The 16,198-nt window shown below is 62.6% G+C and carries 11 protein-coding genes; 5 read left to right on the top strand and 6 right to left on the bottom strand.

What is annotated here, in order from left to right; all coding sequences use genetic code 11:
• Window positions 1–80 precede the first annotated feature (80 nt).
• Window positions 81–2,444, bottom strand: coding sequence for a TonB-dependent receptor (locus CEQ44_RS08525; protein ID WP_088185256.1), 2,364 nt, complete (start codon window positions 2,442–2,444; stop codon window positions 81–83).
• A 90-nt stretch (window positions 2,445–2,534) separates the two neighbouring features.
• Window positions 2,535–3,836, bottom strand: a complete 1,302-nt coding sequence (locus CEQ44_RS08520) for a cytochrome P450 (RefSeq protein ID WP_088185257.1) — start codon at window positions 3,834–3,836, stop codon at window positions 2,535–2,537.
• Window positions 3,837–4,057: 221 nt separating this feature from the next.
• Between CEQ44_RS08520 and CEQ44_RS08515 the strand changes: the two genes are divergently transcribed.
• The gene (locus CEQ44_RS08515; RefSeq protein ID WP_088185258.1) at window positions 4,058–5,161 is read left to right on the top strand and encodes an NAD(P)-dependent alcohol dehydrogenase; all 1,104 of its coding nucleotides are present in this window, start codon (window positions 4,058–4,060) and stop codon (window positions 5,159–5,161) included.
• On the opposite strand, the gene CEQ44_RS08510 is transcribed toward CEQ44_RS08515, so the two are convergent.
• From CEQ44_RS08510 to CEQ44_RS08495, 4 genes are all read right to left on the bottom strand, one after another.
• Complete coding sequence (locus CEQ44_RS08510; RefSeq protein ID WP_176400399.1) at window positions 5,136–5,879, bottom strand: MerR family transcriptional regulator; 744 nt, start codon at window positions 5,877–5,879, stop codon at window positions 5,136–5,138. The two genes, CEQ44_RS08515 and CEQ44_RS08510, sit on opposite strands and share 26 nt — an antisense overlap.
• A gap of 71 nt (window positions 5,880–5,950) precedes the next feature.
• Window positions 5,951–6,994, bottom strand: coding sequence for an aromatic ring-hydroxylating dioxygenase subunit alpha (locus CEQ44_RS08505; protein WP_088185259.1), 1,044 nt, complete (start codon window positions 6,992–6,994; stop codon window positions 5,951–5,953).
• Window positions 6,995–7,411: 417 nt separating this feature from the next.
• Complete coding sequence (locus tag CEQ44_RS08500; RefSeq protein ID WP_088185260.1) at window positions 7,412–8,191, bottom strand: SDR family NAD(P)-dependent oxidoreductase; 780 nt, start codon at window positions 8,189–8,191, stop codon at window positions 7,412–7,414.
• Between the two features lie 64 nt (window positions 8,192–8,255).
• The gene (locus CEQ44_RS08495) at window positions 8,256–10,508 is read right to left on the bottom strand and encodes a TonB-dependent receptor (protein WP_088185261.1); all 2,253 of its coding nucleotides are present in this window, start codon (window positions 10,506–10,508) and stop codon (window positions 8,256–8,258) included.
• Window positions 10,509–10,752: 244 nt separating this feature from the next.
• Here CEQ44_RS08495 and CEQ44_RS08490 point away from each other — a divergent pair, with 244 nt between their 5' ends.
• The 4 genes from CEQ44_RS08490 to CEQ44_RS08475 all read left to right on the top strand — a co-directional run bounded on the left by CEQ44_RS08490 (window position 10,753) and on the right by CEQ44_RS08475 (window position 16,198).
• The gene (locus tag CEQ44_RS08490) at window positions 10,753–12,042 is read left to right on the top strand and encodes a Rieske 2Fe-2S domain-containing protein (RefSeq protein WP_254913831.1); all 1,290 of its coding nucleotides are present in this window, start codon (window positions 10,753–10,755) and stop codon (window positions 12,040–12,042) included.
• Window positions 12,043–12,189: 147 nt separating this feature from the next.
• Window positions 12,190–13,122 carry a PDR/VanB family oxidoreductase gene (locus CEQ44_RS08485; protein ID WP_088185262.1) on the top strand — a complete coding sequence of 311 codons (933 nt, stop codon included), beginning with the start codon at window positions 12,190–12,192 and terminating at the stop codon, window positions 13,120–13,122.
• An 80-nt stretch (window positions 13,123–13,202) separates the two neighbouring features.
• A complete protein-coding gene (locus CEQ44_RS08480) occupies window positions 13,203–14,573 on the top strand; it encodes an MFS transporter (RefSeq protein ID WP_254913832.1) in 1,371 nt (456 codons plus the stop codon).
• Complete coding sequence (locus tag CEQ44_RS08475) at window positions 14,570–16,198, top strand: GMC family oxidoreductase (protein WP_088181895.1); 1,629 nt, start codon at window positions 14,570–14,572, stop codon at window positions 16,196–16,198. Before CEQ44_RS08480 ends, CEQ44_RS08475 begins: the two co-directional genes overlap by 4 nt.

The following is a 16,198-nucleotide window of genomic DNA, read 5'->3' as shown; positions in this document are numbered from 1 at the left end:
GGGTGCGGTCATGGAACATGTCTCCGGGGATCAAGAAGGAGCCGCGCCCGCCTTTCAGGGCGCGGCCCAGGGGGAGCGGGTCAGAAGCGCGCCGAAAGAGTCGCGCCGAATGTGCGTGGTCGTCCGGCAAAACGGACCGTCGTGTCCGTGATCCGCGTGGCGTTGGACCAGTAGTAGGTGTTGCCCAGGTTCCGCACGAAGGCGCTGATCTTGTAGCGCTTGTCGGCAAAGGACAGGCCAGCGCGCAGATCGATCAGCGTATAATCCTCGATCGTCAGGCCACCCTGCGCGCTTAGGTCCGCCGATGGCGTAGCGCGGGCGTTGCCCAGCACAGCCTTGGTATCGCTCTGGAAATTCAGATTGGCACCGACGAAGGCCGCGACATCGTCGCTGAGCGCCCAGTCATATTGGGCATCGGTCACGATCTGAAATTTGGGCGTGTAGGGAAAGGCCGATCCGCCAAAATCCAGCTGGCTGCCATAGCTGTCATAGTTGACGAAACTGCCCTTGATCCGCGTGTCGAGATAGGTCGCGCCAATGCTGACGCGCAGGCCATCGGTCGGCGCGAGGTCGAGTTGAATTTCCGCGCCTTTTACCCGGCTTTTCGGGACATTGACCAACGCTTCGAGAGGGCCGAACACATTGGGATTGGCGATCACGCGACCCTTCAACTGCTTGTCGCTATAGTCGTAATAGAAAAGTGCGCCGTTGATTTGGGCGGTGTTGTCCAGCAAGGTCAGTTTCGCGCCGAGTTCATAAGCGGTTACGGATTCCTGCGTGACGGGATTGAACTGGTTGGCATCGCTGGCCGACAGCAGGGGAAAGCTGCCCGACTTGTAGCCTTTGCTGACGGACGCGTAGAGCAACACGTCCCTGCTCGGCTTGTAATCGACACCCGCGCGCCAGGACATATTATCCTCGTCCAGCGACTTGCGCACCTCGCCCACGGTCAGCGTCGATCCGTCGATCGTGACGCAACCATTGGTGGGAATGTCGATGGGCGCCAGTCCTGCGCCGCCGCGAATGAAGTTGACCAGATTTTCGATCCCCAGCCCCAACGCGTTGCCGCGATCGGCCGTGCAACCGGCAAAATCGATATTGGTCTTGGTATAACGCACCCCGCCGTGCAGGGTGATGCTGTCGCCGATATCATAGTCCAGATTGGCGAACACCGCCTTGTTCACGAATTTCTGGCGCGCATATTGGCTGTAGACGAAAAAGGGGATGCCAAGGCCGGCGTCGACGAAATTATAGGCCGATGTCGATTGGTCGTAGGGACCGGCATCATCCTGCTGATAGGTTTTTTCGCGCGCATAATTGGCGCCCAGAATATAGGTCAGGCCGCCGGTCCGCCCTTGCAGACGCAACTCCTGCGACAGTGCCGTTATCTTTCCAGTGGTGTTGTAGAAATAGTCACGCAGGGCAACGCCGTCCGGGTCGATATCCTGGTCGTTATGATATTCCGACCAACTGCTGATCGAGGTCAGGCTGACATCGTCGGTCAGATCGATATCCCCCCGAAACGAGGCCTGGTAGAACCAGTCGTCACGCTGGGGCTTCTGTTCCGGTGTCCAGTCGGCATCACGATTGTTACGCGGCGCGATGGGATAGGTGGCCAGAGGCCCCAGCCGCGCTGGATTGCCCAGCGGCACCACGCCGATCAGTTGCGCAGCCTGCCCGTCGCTCTTGTCGATGAAACCGTTGAGGTTAAGCGAAAAGCGTGCGCTGCCGGACGGCTCAAAGTCTATGAGGATGCGGCCCGTGGTGAAGTTGCGATCGCCGAGCTTTTCATCGCGCGTATAGCTGCGCTGCCATGCCCCGCCCTGCTCGGTCCGCACCGCGACCCGCGCCGACAGCGTATCGCTGATCGGCCCGCTGATGAAACCACCGCCCGACACCTGCCCGAAACTGTCCAGACCCGCGTCAAGACCGGCTTTGAAGGTGGAGGTCGGCTTGGCAGCGATATAGTTGATCGCACCGCCCGTAGCGTTCGATCCGAACAGCGTGCCCTGCGGCCCTTTCAGCACTTCCACGCGCTCCAGATCGAGCGTCGCGCCGCGCGTCATGATGGAAAAGGGGATCGGCACCTGATCCTGATAGATGCTGACGGTGGGCTTGGCGGCCAGGCTGGTGTCGTAAAAGCCGATGCCGCGCAAAGTATAGACGGGCGTTGCAAAGGCGCTCTCGGTATAGTTGAAGCCCGGCACGATCTTTACCAGGTCGGCGACGTTGGTGATGCCCTGGTTCGCCAGCTTCTCACCCGATGCCGCCGTGATCGACAGCGGCACATCGTTGATCGCCTGCTCGCGCTTCTGTGCCGTCACGACGATGTCGCCAAGGCCCGAGGATGTCGCCTGTGGCGCGGCGTCGGTCTGGCCCCAGGCCTGCGCATGCAATGCAACGGCCGATACGGTGGCGGCCAGCGTGATAATCCTCTTGGTCATGTTCAGACTCCTCCCATTTGTCGCCCGGATGTTCCCATCCTGAGCCTGTGCGCCGGTCCCGCTTTGGCGGTGATCCAGCGGCGATATGCGTCAGTTCTTCGTGAAGCGGATCGGCAGAGCCTTGTACCCACCGACGAAATTGGTCTCGACCATGCGGGGATCGCCCGCCATTTCGACCGACCTGAGATGCGGCAGCAATTCTTCGAACAGGATACGCATCTCCAGCTTGGCGAGATGCTGGCCCAGGCACATATGCGGACCAAAGCCGAAGGCGATGTGCGGATTGGGCGAGCGGGTGACGTCGAAGCGGTCAGCGTCCTCAAACACCGCCTCGTCGCGATTGCCCGACGGGTAACAGATCATCAGCCGTTCCATCGCACGGATATCCATGCCGCGCACCTGCGTGTCGGCGGTGGCGTTGCGCATGAAATGCTTGACCGGACTGGTCCAGCGGATCGCCTCATCCACCAGGCGGGGGATGAGCGACGGGTCCGCCTTCACCTTGGCCCAATTTTCGGGATAGACCATCATCCCGTGCAGCCCACCGGCGGTAGAGGATGACGTCGTGTCATGGCCTGCCGTGGCGATCGCGACATAATAGCCGTTCGCCTCGTCGCGCGGGATCGGCGCGCCGTTGATCCGCGAATTGGCGATCAGCGACAGCAGGTCGTCGGTCGGCCTTTCCCGGCGATCGGCGCTCAGCCTGTCGAAATAGGTATAGAAATCCTCGATCGAGGCCGCCCACTGCTTTGCCGCGACGACCGGGTCGGCCGCCATTTCGGGCCGCTGTTCTTCGGGATCATGCACGCCGAAAAACTCCTGCGTCAGCTTGAGCATCCGCGGTTCGTCTTCGGGTGGCACGCCGAACAGCGTCATGATGACGCGCAGCGGATAATGCAGCGCGAAATCGCGGACGAAATCGCATTCGCCATCGAAGCTCAGCAGATTGTCCACCGACTGGCGCGCCAGCACGCGGATCTGATCCTCCAGCTTGCTGATCTTGCCGGGCAGAAACCAGTTGGACGTCAGCGTGCGGTAGGATGCATGTTCGGGCGGGTCCATATAGGTCAGCGACGACAAGATGCGGATCGACCCGCTGTTGATGTCCCGCGTGAAGGCGTCCGAGGCCTGATCCACCAGGATCGGGTTGTGATCGGCATTGTGGAACAGCTTGCCGTTGCGTTCCACTTCCTTGATGTCGGCATGTTTGGTGACGATCCAGACCGGATCATAGCCAGGCACCTGTGCGATACCCAGCGGCATATGTTCACGCAGCCAGCGAAAAGCGCCATAGATCGTCGCGTCGTCCGTGTAGCTTTTGGGCGCGATCACAATCCGCGCAATATCGTCCGGGATGATGGGACGCACGTCGGCATCCAGCGAAGTCGCCATGAAACTACCCTCTCCTACACGCTGTCCTATGGACACTTACGTATTGCGTATTGTCATTACGTAACTATGGACAAGCGGATTCGTCAATCGTAAAAAGAGGTCGGACCATTCAGCCTTTGAAGAAGGAGAATCGCGGAAAATGCGCGGCTTTACGGCCGAAATCATCCGTCCCCGTCCCCGAAACTGAATGACGAACCCGAAGATTGAATAGGAGAAGACCCATGGAAGTGAAGGCAGCTGTCGCCCGGATCGCGGGTGGTGACTTTACGCTGGAGCGGCTCACCCTGTCCGACATGCGCGCCGACGAAGTGCTGGTGCGGATCGTCGCGACGGGCCTGTGCCATACCGACATCGTCGTGCGCGATCAGTTGCTGCCGACGCCCCTGCCCGCTGTGCTGGGCCATGAAGGGGCGGGCATCGTCGAGGCGGTCGGTGCGGATGTTACTACGCTCTTACCGGGTGATCGCGTCGTGATGGGCTTTGCCGCCTGCCGCCAATGTCCCCAATGTGTGGCGGGGCATCCAGCCTATTGCCGCGATTTTTCCGCACTCAACTTCGGGGGCTGCCGGGCGGACGGCTCAACCTGCCTGCATGACGGCGTTACACCGATCAGCAGTCACTTTTTCGGCCAATCCTCCTTCGCCAGCCACGCCATCGCGGCCGCCCATAATCTGGTGAAGGTACCGGCCGAGGCACCGCTCGAACTGCTCGGCCCACTGGGCTGCGGTATCATGACCGGGGCAGGCGCCGTGATGAAGGCGCTCAAACTTCGGGCTGGCGAGACCATCCTGATCACGGGCGGCGGCCCCGTCGGTCTGAGCGCCGTCATGGCGGCGACGGCTTCGGCCGCGGGGCAGATCATCGTCGCGGATCCTTTGGCAACACGCCGCGCGATGGCGCTCGACCTGGGCGCGACCCATGTCATCGACGTGACCACGGGCGACACCGCCGAACAGTTGCGCAAGCTGCTGCCCCAAGGCGTCGATTGCGTGCTGGACACGTCGGGCGCGGTCCCGGCGATCGACGCCGGCGTGGCGTCTCTTGCCCCTCTGGGGCGTCTTGCCATCGTCGGGGTGCCCAAGGCGCTGGATGCGGCGATCAGCGTCAACATCCTGACCCTCCTGTCGCTCGGCATCTCGATCTGCGGCGTGACCGAAGGCAATGCCGACCCGCAGACGTTCCTGCCCGAACTGATCGCGCTGAATGCCAAAGGGCTGTTCCCGTTCGAGAAACTGATAACCACCTACAGGCTGGAAGACATCAACCAGGCGATCGAGGACCAGCATGGTGGCCGCTGCGTCAAGGCTGTGCTGACGATGGCGTGACCTTAACCGCCGGGCGATCCGTTTCCTTGCCGGCGCGGATCGCCTCGACATGGCGGAAGAAAGCGCGCTGACGCATCAGGCCGAAGAAATCCAGCATGAGCGGAAGCGCATGTTCGACCATGGTGGCGGCTTCCGCCACATCGATATGCCCCTCGACCCGCTCCATGAAGGTCGATGCTTCCCAGCGTCCAACGAAATCCGCCGCCTCTGTGTAGAAGCCCAGAATGTCGGGCGTATAATCCAGCCGCTGGTCGAACCCGGCCTTGCGCATGTCGCCCCAGATACGCACCAGCTGCGCGCAGGTGATGCTCAGCGCCTCGCCCTGATCCGTGTCGATAATATCCAATATGCCGATCTTCGCCAGCGTGCGGGCATCCTCCACCGCATGCGGATAGCGTTCCAGCAGCGACGCGATCGTCACTGGCGGCCCGTCCACGCCGACGCGGTGCGCGACGAGCTGCTCCAACTGGTCGAACGCGCTGGCCTCTATCCGCCCGTCGGTGCCTTCGCCGCCGATGATCGCCTTGATCTGTGCCAGTGTCAGCCGGTTCTCACGCTGGAGCCGACGCACGGACAGGATCGCCTGGACATGCTCCTCTCCATAGTCGGCAACCGTCTTGCGCGGCCGCTCCGGCTCCGGGATCAATCCTTCGCGCAGATAGACGCGGATCGTCTCCCGATGGACACCCGTCCGATCCTCCAGTTCGCGCATCTTCATGATGGCGCTACAGCATGGCGCACCGGACAGGGCAAGCCGCTATGTTACTTATATACGCAAGGCCCGGCGGTTCAGGCCGCAACCTTCGCGCCCTCTTCGGCTTCCTGCATCGTGCTGAGCAGGCGGCGTGCCTGGTTGACCGCGCCGTCGCTGGCTATGCCGACAAAGGCCCGCTCCGGCTCGTCGTCGATCCGCGCCTGCTGCGCCTGCAACGTGACTTCGTCTTCGGTGATAGTATCGAAAAATTGGTCGAACAGCACGTCTGGCACACCGCTTTCCTTGGGCGCGGTGGTGCAGATGGTCCACAGATAATGGCTGGTCGTCGCCGTCTCCGGCGTAATGAAATGATTGTTGGCCAGCATGAAGCCATTGTCGCGCTTGCCCTCATAGGCGCCTGTGCCGACCTCGCAACCGCCGGCATTGACGCGGCAGGTCATGCCGATGCTCGGCTCGAACCGCACCTCCTGCCAGCGATCGACCCGGCCCTTGAACCCGCCTGCGTCGACATAGGATTTGGGCGGCACGGAATTGGGCATCTTGCGCAGCAGCGTCACCTTGCGGCCGTCAAATTCGACCTTGGTATCGGCATTATAATGCTGTTCCGGGTTCCCGCCGATCGTGCGCGCATGGATATAGGGCACATGGGTCAGGTCCATGATATTGTCGATGATCAGCTGCCAATTGGCCTTCACCGGGAAATTATAGGGGCGCCAGGTCCAGGCCGGATCATTATGTTCCGGGCTGTCGACGATGATCGCGGGATCGGCCAGCGCCGGTTCGCCCATCCAGATCCAGATCAGATGGTCCTTCTCCACCACCGGATAGTGGCGGACATTGGCGGATGCGGGGATGCGCGCCTGGTTGGGGATGCGGGTGCAGGCGCCCTTCCCGTTGAACTCGACGCCATGATAGCAGCAGCGCAGGACATCGCCATCGACATGGCCGGCGGACAGCGGCATGGCGCGATGGCTGCACCGGTCTTCCAGCGCGGCGATCTCGCCGCCTTCGGTACGGAACAGCACGACCGCTTTGTTCAGATATTTGCGCCCCAGCGTCTTGCCCGGTTCGATATCGGCGGCGAAGGCGGCCACATACCATGCGTTGTAAATGAACATGCTGCTCTCCATTGTCCGGCCGGGCGGTTCACTGCTCCGGCGCTACCCTATTGTTGGGCATGATTATGGATAGGCTGCACAGAACCGCCAATCGCAATCCCATAAAGCCATAAGAAAAGCGGGAAATGGATGCGGCGAAGCGGGATTGAGGAGGGGAGCAAAGATGGGGTGGGAAGGCGACAGTCCGGTTTGTCCGAGACTTCACGCGAAAGGAGACCTACAAATCTCGTCACCCCAGCGAAGGCTGGGGTCTCGTGCGAGAGCCCGCAGCGGTTGGGCTTGGCACTTGCGCAAGCGTATCGTGTTGTCGCCTGAGACCCCAGCTTTCGCTGGGGTGACGGTAAGGGGGGTGTCCGCTTGCCGATCATATAGCCCGTCTGCTGAGCGCCCGCTTCTGGTCGAAACCCGTCCTTTACCTCACCGCAAATACAGCCCCCCATTCATGTCCAGCGTCGCCCCCACAAAGAACCCGCCCCGGTCCGACGCCAGCAGCGCCGTCGCCGCCGCGATCTCGCCCACGGCCATGAAGCGCCCCACCGGCACTTCGCCCTCGACCCGCGCAATCTGTTCCGCCGACAGGCGCGCCTTGGCGGTGTCGATCGGGCCCGGCGCGATGGCGTTTACGGTCACGCCGGTTCCGGCCAGATAGCGGGCGAAATATTTGGTCAGCATGATCGCCCCGGCCTTCGACGCGGCATAATGGGGGGAGGCCACCGTCCCGCCATTCTGCCCGGCGAGCGAGGTGATGTTGACGATCCGGCCATAGCCATTCTCGCGCATATGTTCGGAAAATATCTGGCAGCTCAGGAACACGCTGCGCATGTTGATCTGGACGATCGCGTCAAATTCTTCGGGTGAAATATCCTGTGTCGGCGTGCGCTTGGCGAAACCGGCATTGTTCACCACGATGTCGAGCTTGCCCCACAGGCCTGCAATCTGGTCCCGCGCGGCCAGGAAATGATCCTTCTCCCGCACGTCCAACGTCAAGGCGATCGCGGTCTCGCCCGACGGATCAAGCGACGCCGCCACCGCCTGCGCGACATCGCTATCGATGTCGCTTACCGCCACGCGCCCGCCACCGGCATGGATTTCGCGCGCCACCGCTTCCCCCACGCCGCGCCCGCCGCCCGTCACCAGCGCGGTACGCCCTGCGAAGGAAAAACTGCCATTGGCGGGCAGGGTGAACTGTTCGGTCATATGTCCGTCCTGAAACTGTCAAAAGAAAAGGCGGGGAAGGCATCACCCTCCCCGCCCCAGAACATTAGTGGCGGAACGACAGCGTCAGGCCGTAGGTCCGCGGCGTGTTGGTGAAGATCTTCCAATAGGTGGTGCCGTTGCCGGGCACCGCCAGGAAGGCGGTGATGTCGTCCGCATTCACGATCTGGTAGTTGTTGGTCAGGTTCTTGCCCCACAGGCCGACCTGGAAACGACCATCGGCGGTTTCATAGTTCAGCCGTGCGTTGAGCGTCCGGCCCCGCGTATCGCTGTGCAGATTGTCATACAGGCGCAGCGTATTGGCGTCGTCGGTCGAAATGCGGGTCGAGAAGTTGAAGTCCGCCTGCGGCGTCAGCGTCGCGCCATTGGCCAGACGGCCGGTATAGGCCGCACCCACGGTGAAGCTGTCGCGCGGCGCGAACTTGGCCGGATTGCCCGAATAATCCAGGTTCACCAGCGGATCGCGCAGGTCGGTATATTTGCCCACCAGATGCGTGTAATTGGCGGTCAGGCGCAGATCCTCGACCGGACGGACGACGGATTCGACCTCCAGCCCCTTCATTTTCAGCGTACCATTATAGGTATGGGCAATACCGCCCGCGCCGGAGAAATTCTGGAGATTCTTGGTCGTCTGCCGGAACAGCGCGACGTTCAGGTCCAGCCTGTTGTCGAACAGGCGCGACTTGGCGCCGATTTCGTAATTTTCCGCCTTTTCCGGTTCCAGCGGGATGGTGGGATCACGATAGGCATTGTCGACAAAGCCACCCGACTTGAAGCCCTTGGCATAGGTCGCATAGATGTTGACCTTGTCCATCGGCTCGAACTTGACGGTGAAGCGCGGCGTGAAGGCGTTCCAGGTCTTGCCGCCCGACGCGAACACTTCCCCTGGGAAGCCGAAGCCCGGGATCGCGCCCGCGTCCGTGGTCGAGAAGGCGTGATAGTCAATCTTCTTGCGGTCCGACGTGTAACGGCCACCGGCCACGACGGCCAGCTTGTCGGTGATCTCGAACGTCGCTTCGCCGAACACGGCCAGGCTTCGGACATTGCCTTCCTGCACGCGCGTGATGTTGGTCACGTCAGGGTTGCGGCGAATGCTGGCGGGCACGGCCGATCCGGGCAGCGGGCTGTAGAAAAAGATGTTGGTGGTCGACACGTCGGCCGACAGGAAATAGGCACCCACGACATAAGAGAAACGGCCTGGCGCGGAGGCAAAGCGCAGTTCCTGCGTGAAGCTGCGGTTCTTCACCACCTGGCGGCGATCGAACACCGGCACCTGGGTCGCAACCGGCACGTCGTCGTTGATCGCGCGGCTGTCATTCAGGCGATAGCCGGTGATCGACGTCAGCGTGCCGCCCAGCAGGTCCAGGTCGCCGCGCAGATAGCCGCCGCGCAAACGCTGGCGATAGGGCGAGGATACGAAGTCGTTGTTGGTCCACTTGTCATCATCATAATCGCCGAAGGTCGCGGGAATCCGCTGCACACCGCCGATGCCCAGCTGGATCGCGCCGCCATTGCCCTTGGTATAGCTATAGTCGCCCGACAGGACGATCTTGAGCGTGTCGGTCGGCTGGAACAGCAATTTGCCGCGCGCGGAATAGCTGTCCGACTTGCCATAGCTGCCCGACTGGTTGGGCGTGTCGATCAGGCCGTCATTATGTTCGGTGCTGAAGGCGAAGCGGCCGGCGATCTTGTCATCGACCAGCGTGCCGTTGACCATGCCCTCGGTCCGCACATAGCCGCCATTGCCACCGGTGATCTGCGCGTAATAATCATCCTTGAAGTCAGGATTGTTGGTGATGACGGCGATCGCGCCGCCCACCACGTTGCGCCCGAACAGCGTGCCCTGCGGCCCGCGCAGCACTTCGACGCGGTTGGTGTCGTAGAAATTGGCGTTCAGGTCGTTGTTGAACACATAATAAACGTCGTCCATGAAATAGGCGACCGGCGTGTCCAGCGTGGCGGTGCGAAAGGTCGACACATTGCCGCGGATCGCGACGATCGAGAGCGACTTGTCGGCGGTGTTGACGGTGATGCCGGGCATCTGCTGCGTCAGCGCGGCGGGGCTATAGACCTGCGCCTCACGCAGCAATTCGCCACCAAAGGCCGCGATCGAAAAAGGCACTTCGCGCACCGTCGATTCGCGCCGTTCGGCGGTGACGACGATGTCTTCGGGGAATAGTGGCGCCTCTTGCGGCGCAGCCTGCGGCGCCGCCTGATCGGCCTGCGCAAAGGCCGGCGCGGCCAGCATGACGGCCATGATCGCGCCTAGCGCAGAGGATGATTTGAAACTGAAAGGCATTCCCGAACTCTCCCTTAACGACACGGCTTGATGCCGCCTGGGGAGCGTGAAGCAGCAAAAAGGAAATGGGTGCAATAGCATCGTCCCGGTTATTGAATGGTCCGACCACATTCCGATTGGGGCATGGCCCGGACAGGCTCTAGCAGAAGGTCAGGGAATGGCGCTGGCATCGATTCAAGCCGCGCCGATAACGACAAGCAAGGAAGAGGCTGAAAAACTCATGCAGTCCACGGATAGCGCCGACATGACAAGGGTAGGACCAGGCACGGTCATGGGCACGATGATGCGCCAATATTGGATGCCCGCCGTCCTGTCGTCCGAAGTGAAGGCCGATGGCGATCCGGTCCGCCTGATGATCCTGTGCGAAAAGCTGATCGCCTTCCGCGACAGCTCCGGCCGGGTCGGCATCATGGACCATCGCTGCCCGCACCGCTGCGCATCGCTGTTCATCGGCCGCAATGAGGAAAACGGCATACGCTGCGTTTATCATGGCTGGAAATTCGACGTGGACGGCAAGTGCGTCGACATGCCCTCCGTCCCCGCCCGCATGGACTTCAAGGAAAAGGTCCATGCCAAGGCGTATAAGACCTATGAGGCCAATGGCCTGATCTGGGTCTATATGGGCGAAAACCAGGCCAGCCCGCCGCCAATCCCTGAGATCGAGGCGACGATGCACCCGGACGCGGAAATCTGGTGCCTGCAACGCGACTGCAACTGGCTCCAGGCGCTGGAAGGCGACATCGACACCAGCCATGTCGGCTTCCTGCATGTCGGATCGATCGAGGCGGACGATCTGGATGAGGATCATCCGATGCGCCCGACCGTCCTCAACCGCGCGCCTGACTATGAAGTCGCCCAGACCGACTGGGGCGTCATGTATGGCGGCTATCGCCCGAACGACGATGGCCAGATGAGCTGGCGCGTCGCCCATTACATGTTCCCCTTCTGGACGCAGACGCCCAACAACCGGTTCGCGACCCGCGCCATCGCCCGCGCCTGGGTGCCGATGGATGACGAACATTCGATGCTGTTCGACATCACCTGCGGCGTCGATGCCGGCAACCCGGCCTATACCTCGACGCTCAAGGACGGCACGCCCTTGTTCGCGCCGCTCGAATATGCGCCGACCACCACCGACTGGTATGGCCGCTGGCGCTCGCCCGACAGCCAGGCCAACGATTGGGCGATCGACCGCGATTCCCAGCGCAACGGCACCCAGTTCACCGGCATCCCCAACATCACGATGCAGGATCAGGCCGTCACCGAAAGCATGGGGCCGATCACCGACCATAGCTTCGAAAATCTGGCCCCCACCGACCAGATGATCGCCCGCGTCCGCCGCCGCGTATTGCTCGCCGCCCGCGCGCTTGCCAACAAGGGCACGTTGCCGCCGGGGATTGAAGACCCCAGCATCTTCTACCGCGCGCGCGCCGGGTCGTTCCTGCACGACCCCAGCGACACGCTCGCCAATGCCTATGAATCGGCGCTGGCCAAGGCGGTCCGCTGGCCCGACAAGGTCGAAGCGGCTGAGTGACATGACGACAAGGGCCAGGGCGATCCATGCCCCGGTGCTGCAGACAAGGATGATAGAGGTGACGAAACGCATTGCGGTTTGTCCGGTTCGCCGATCCATGGCGCCCCGGCCCTGCCAAGAGACGCATCGCACCGGACGGAGAGGGTGATGCGCGCACGATTGAAGACTATCCGCTGGGAAGCCGAAGGCATCAACAGCTACATCCTCGAACCAGTCGATGGCGGGCTGATGCCAGCCTTCGATCCCGGCGCGCATATCGACGTCCAGCTTTCGCCCGGCCTGGCGCGCAGCTATTCGCTGGTCAATGATCCCGCGATCCGCGGCTATTATGAAATCGCCGTGCATCACGCGATCGACGGCCGCGGCGGGTCGCGTCACATCCATGAAAAATGGCAGGTCGGCCAGATCCTCGACATCTCCGACCCGAAGAATAATTTCCCGATGGTGGAGGATGCCAGCCACACCGTCATGATCGGCGGCGGGATCGGCATCACGCCGATGCTGCCGATGATCGCGCGCCTCGAAAAGCTCGGCAAAAGCTGGGAACTTCATTATGTCGCGGCCTCGCCTGAGCGCGCCGCCTATGTCGATCGCCTGTCCGATTATGACCGGGTGGAAATCGCCTATGACGGCATCCCCGGCGGCCGCCGCCTGGACCTCAAAGCCATCTGCGCGGCTGCGCCTGCCGACGCGCATCTCTATTGCTGCGGTCCGGGCGGGATGCTCGATGCCTTCGTCGCTATCAACGCCGACCGGCCCAAGGGCCACGCCCATATCGAATATTTCTCCGCCGAAACCGAAATGGCGACCGAGGGCGGCTACACGCTGGAACTGGCCAAGAGCGGCAAGACCATTGCGGTCGAGGAAGGCGAGACGATGCTCGACGCGCTGCTGAGCGCCGGGATCAATGTCGGCTTCGCCTGCTCCGAAGGGATTTGCGGCACCTGCGAGGTCAAGGTGCTGGACGGCATCCCCGACCATCGCGACCATTTCCTGTCCGATGACGACAAGGCCGCGAACAAATCGATCATGGTCTGCTGTTCGGGATCGAAAACGGCGAACCTCGTCCTCGACATCTGATTGCGATATTCCGGTTTTCCAATGGCACACCGGCAAATGAATGAAGCGGCCGCCAACGGCCCAAGGGTAAGGAGAAGGTCTTGGCGGTCGCCACGATAGAAGGCAGCAGCAGCAGTCCGGCGGGATCAGGGGGCATGTTGGACGACATACCCATGTCGTCCTATCAAATCTGGTCGGTGCTGATGATCGCCGCGACCGTCATTCTTGACGGCCTCGACAACCAGATGCTCGGCCTTGCCGCACCGTCCCTGCTCAAGGAATGGGGGATCGACCGAACGGCGCTCGGCTCCGTTTTCGCGCTCGGCTTCGTCGGCATGGCGATCGGCACGCTGACGTCGGGCTGGGTCGGCGATCGTTTCGGGCGGCGCGGCGCGCTGATCGCCGGCGTCGCCATCTTCGGGATCGCCACGCTCCTCACCGGCTTTTCCGGCGCGCTGTGGCAGGTCGCCGTCTTGAAAACGCTGGCGGGTGTCGGTCTGGGCGGCGTCCCCGGCACCGCCAGTGCCATGATCGCGGAGTTCACCCCGGTCCGCTGGCGCAGCGTCGCCGTCACCTTCGGCGTCGTCTGCGTTTCCATTGGCGGCATATTGGGCGGCGTCGCCGCCGCGCTGATCTTGCCCGGCCTTGGCTGGCGCTGGCTCTTTTACATGGGCGGCGTGGTGACGATGATCTTCGTCACCTGGCTCTGGTTCGTGCTGCCAGAATCCCCCCGCTACCTGGCGGAGCGCCCTGATCGCGCCGCCGAACTGGACCGCATCCTGCGCCGCATCGGCCATCCAGACCCTGCCTCCGCCGCCCATATCCCGCTCGCGGCCGGCGAAGCCCCCCGCTACGAACCGATGCGCAACCTGTTCGGCCCTGCGCTGCTGCGCGACACGCTGGCGCTGGCGGTGGCGATGTTTTCGGGCATGTTCATGATCTACCTCATGTTCAACTGGGCGCCCACGATGCTCAATAGCGCCGGCTTCGGCCTCCAGACGGCCAGCCTGGGCCTCACCAGCTTCAACATGGGCGGCACGATCGGCGCGATGATCGCGTCGCTCGCCATCATCCGCTTCGGCTCCCGCCCGGTGCTGATCCTGATGGCGGTGATCGGGGCCGCCGTGTGCGCCACGCTCGCCCTGCTCCCCATCAGCGGCGGCCGCAACGAAGCCGCCGTCCTTGCCTGCCTCGGCGCACTTGGCCTGTTCGCCAGCGCCGCCCAGTCCGCCATGTTCGCGGTCGGCGCCCATGCCTTCCCCACCGGCCTGCGCGCCCGCGGCCTAGGCCTGATGGGCGCTGCCGGCCGGGTCGGCGCGATCGTCAGCGCGGTGGCGGGCGCTCTGCTCATCGACTGGGGCAATCTCGGCTTCTTCAGCGCGCTCGCGGCCCTGATGCTCGTCAACGCCCTGGGTTTCATCGCCGTGCGGGGCCATGTGCCCGCGCTCGGCCGCAAGGACGCACTATCATGAGCGACAGCTTCGACTATATCGTGATCGGATCGGGTTCGGCGGGCAGCCTGATGGCCAATCGCCTGTCCGCCGACCCCGCCAACCGCGTCGCCCTGATCGAAGCCGGACCATCCGACAAAAAATGGCCGGTCAACCTCAAGACCGCCATGCCAGTCGGCAATATCTTCCTGCTGCCGCACGAAAAATATAATTGGAAACAGGCGCTTACCGGCAATGCGGCGGTCAACAATCGCACGATCAACTTCCCGCGCGGCAAATTGTTCGGCGGATGCAGCGCCATCAATGGCGGCGTCTATATTCGCGGGCAAAAAGCCGATTATGATGGCTGGGCTGAAGCAGGCAATGACGGCTGGGCCTATGACGATGTCCTGCCCGCGTTCAAGGCGGTCGAAAATTACGCCGGTCCAGATACGCCCTGGCACGGCAAGGGCGGCGAACTGGACGTGCAAAAGCCCAAAAGCTGGAACCCGGTCAGCGCCGCCATCGTCGACGCGGCGGAACAGGCCGGGCATCGCCGCAATGACGATTTTGCAAGTGACCGACAGGACGGTTTCGGCCGCTACGACCTCAACCAGCGGGGCGGCACCCGCCTGTCGAGCGCCCGCGCCTTCCTCCACCCCGCCCTCAAGCGCGCTAACCTTACCGTCCTTGATGAAACTATGGTCCGCCGCATCCTGTTCGATCGCGGCCATGCGGTCGGCTTGGAGATAGAGAAGGACGGCGCGCGCAGCACCATCGCCGCGCGGCGGGAGATCATCCTGTGCGCAGGCGCCACCAACTCCCCCCAATTGCTGATGCTATCAGGGATTGGGCCGCAGGATCATCTGCGCGATATGGGCATCGATGTCGTCCACCACCTGCCCGGCGTCGGCCAGCATTTGCAGGATCACCCCACCGTCCATGTCGCCATGGAAAATCCGTCGGCCGAATCCTACGCCGTCTCGGCCAAGGTGCTGCCCCGCATCCTCGCCAGCCCGTTCAAATATCTGTTCAAGCGCGAAGGGATGCTGGCGTCCAATGTCGCGGAGGCCGGCGGCTTCCTCTGCACCGACGGCACCGGCCGCCCGGACATTCAGATCACCTTCCTCGCCGGCCTGAAACTCGATGCGCGATCCGTCCCGCGTCGCCACGGCTATATGGGCCTCATCCAGTTGCTACGGCCCAAAAGCGCCGGCTTGGTGCGCCTGGCCAGCAACCGGCCGGAAGACAAGCCCGTGATCGACCCCAATTTCTTCGCCGATCCCTATGACATGAAGACCTTGATCGCCGGCTTCCGCGAGTGCCGCCGCATCTTCGCTCAGCCCACGCTCGCCGCCATGACAGGCGCGGAAATTGAACCGGGCATCCAGCACCAGAGCGATGCGGAGATCGATGCGGCGCTCCGCAAGATCGTCAACACCGCCTATCATCCGACCGGCACGTGCAAGATGGGGCCGGACAGCGACCCGATGGCCGTCGTGGACAATCGCCTGCGGGTGCGCGGCGTATCGGGCCTGCGCATCGTCGATGCGTCGGTCATGCCGGACATCATCAGCGGCAACACTTCCGCACCCACCATGATGATCGCCGAGCGCGCCGCCCGCTTCATCTTGGAAGACGCCATCACATCCAACATCGCCGCCTGA

Source organism: Sphingobium sp. Z007 (assembly GCF_900013425.1).
Classification (GTDB): domain Bacteria; phylum Pseudomonadota; class Alphaproteobacteria; order Sphingomonadales; family Sphingomonadaceae; genus Sphingobium.
Note: the sequence above shows the minus strand (reverse complement) of the source record. Positions and strands in the feature narration are given on the sequence as shown.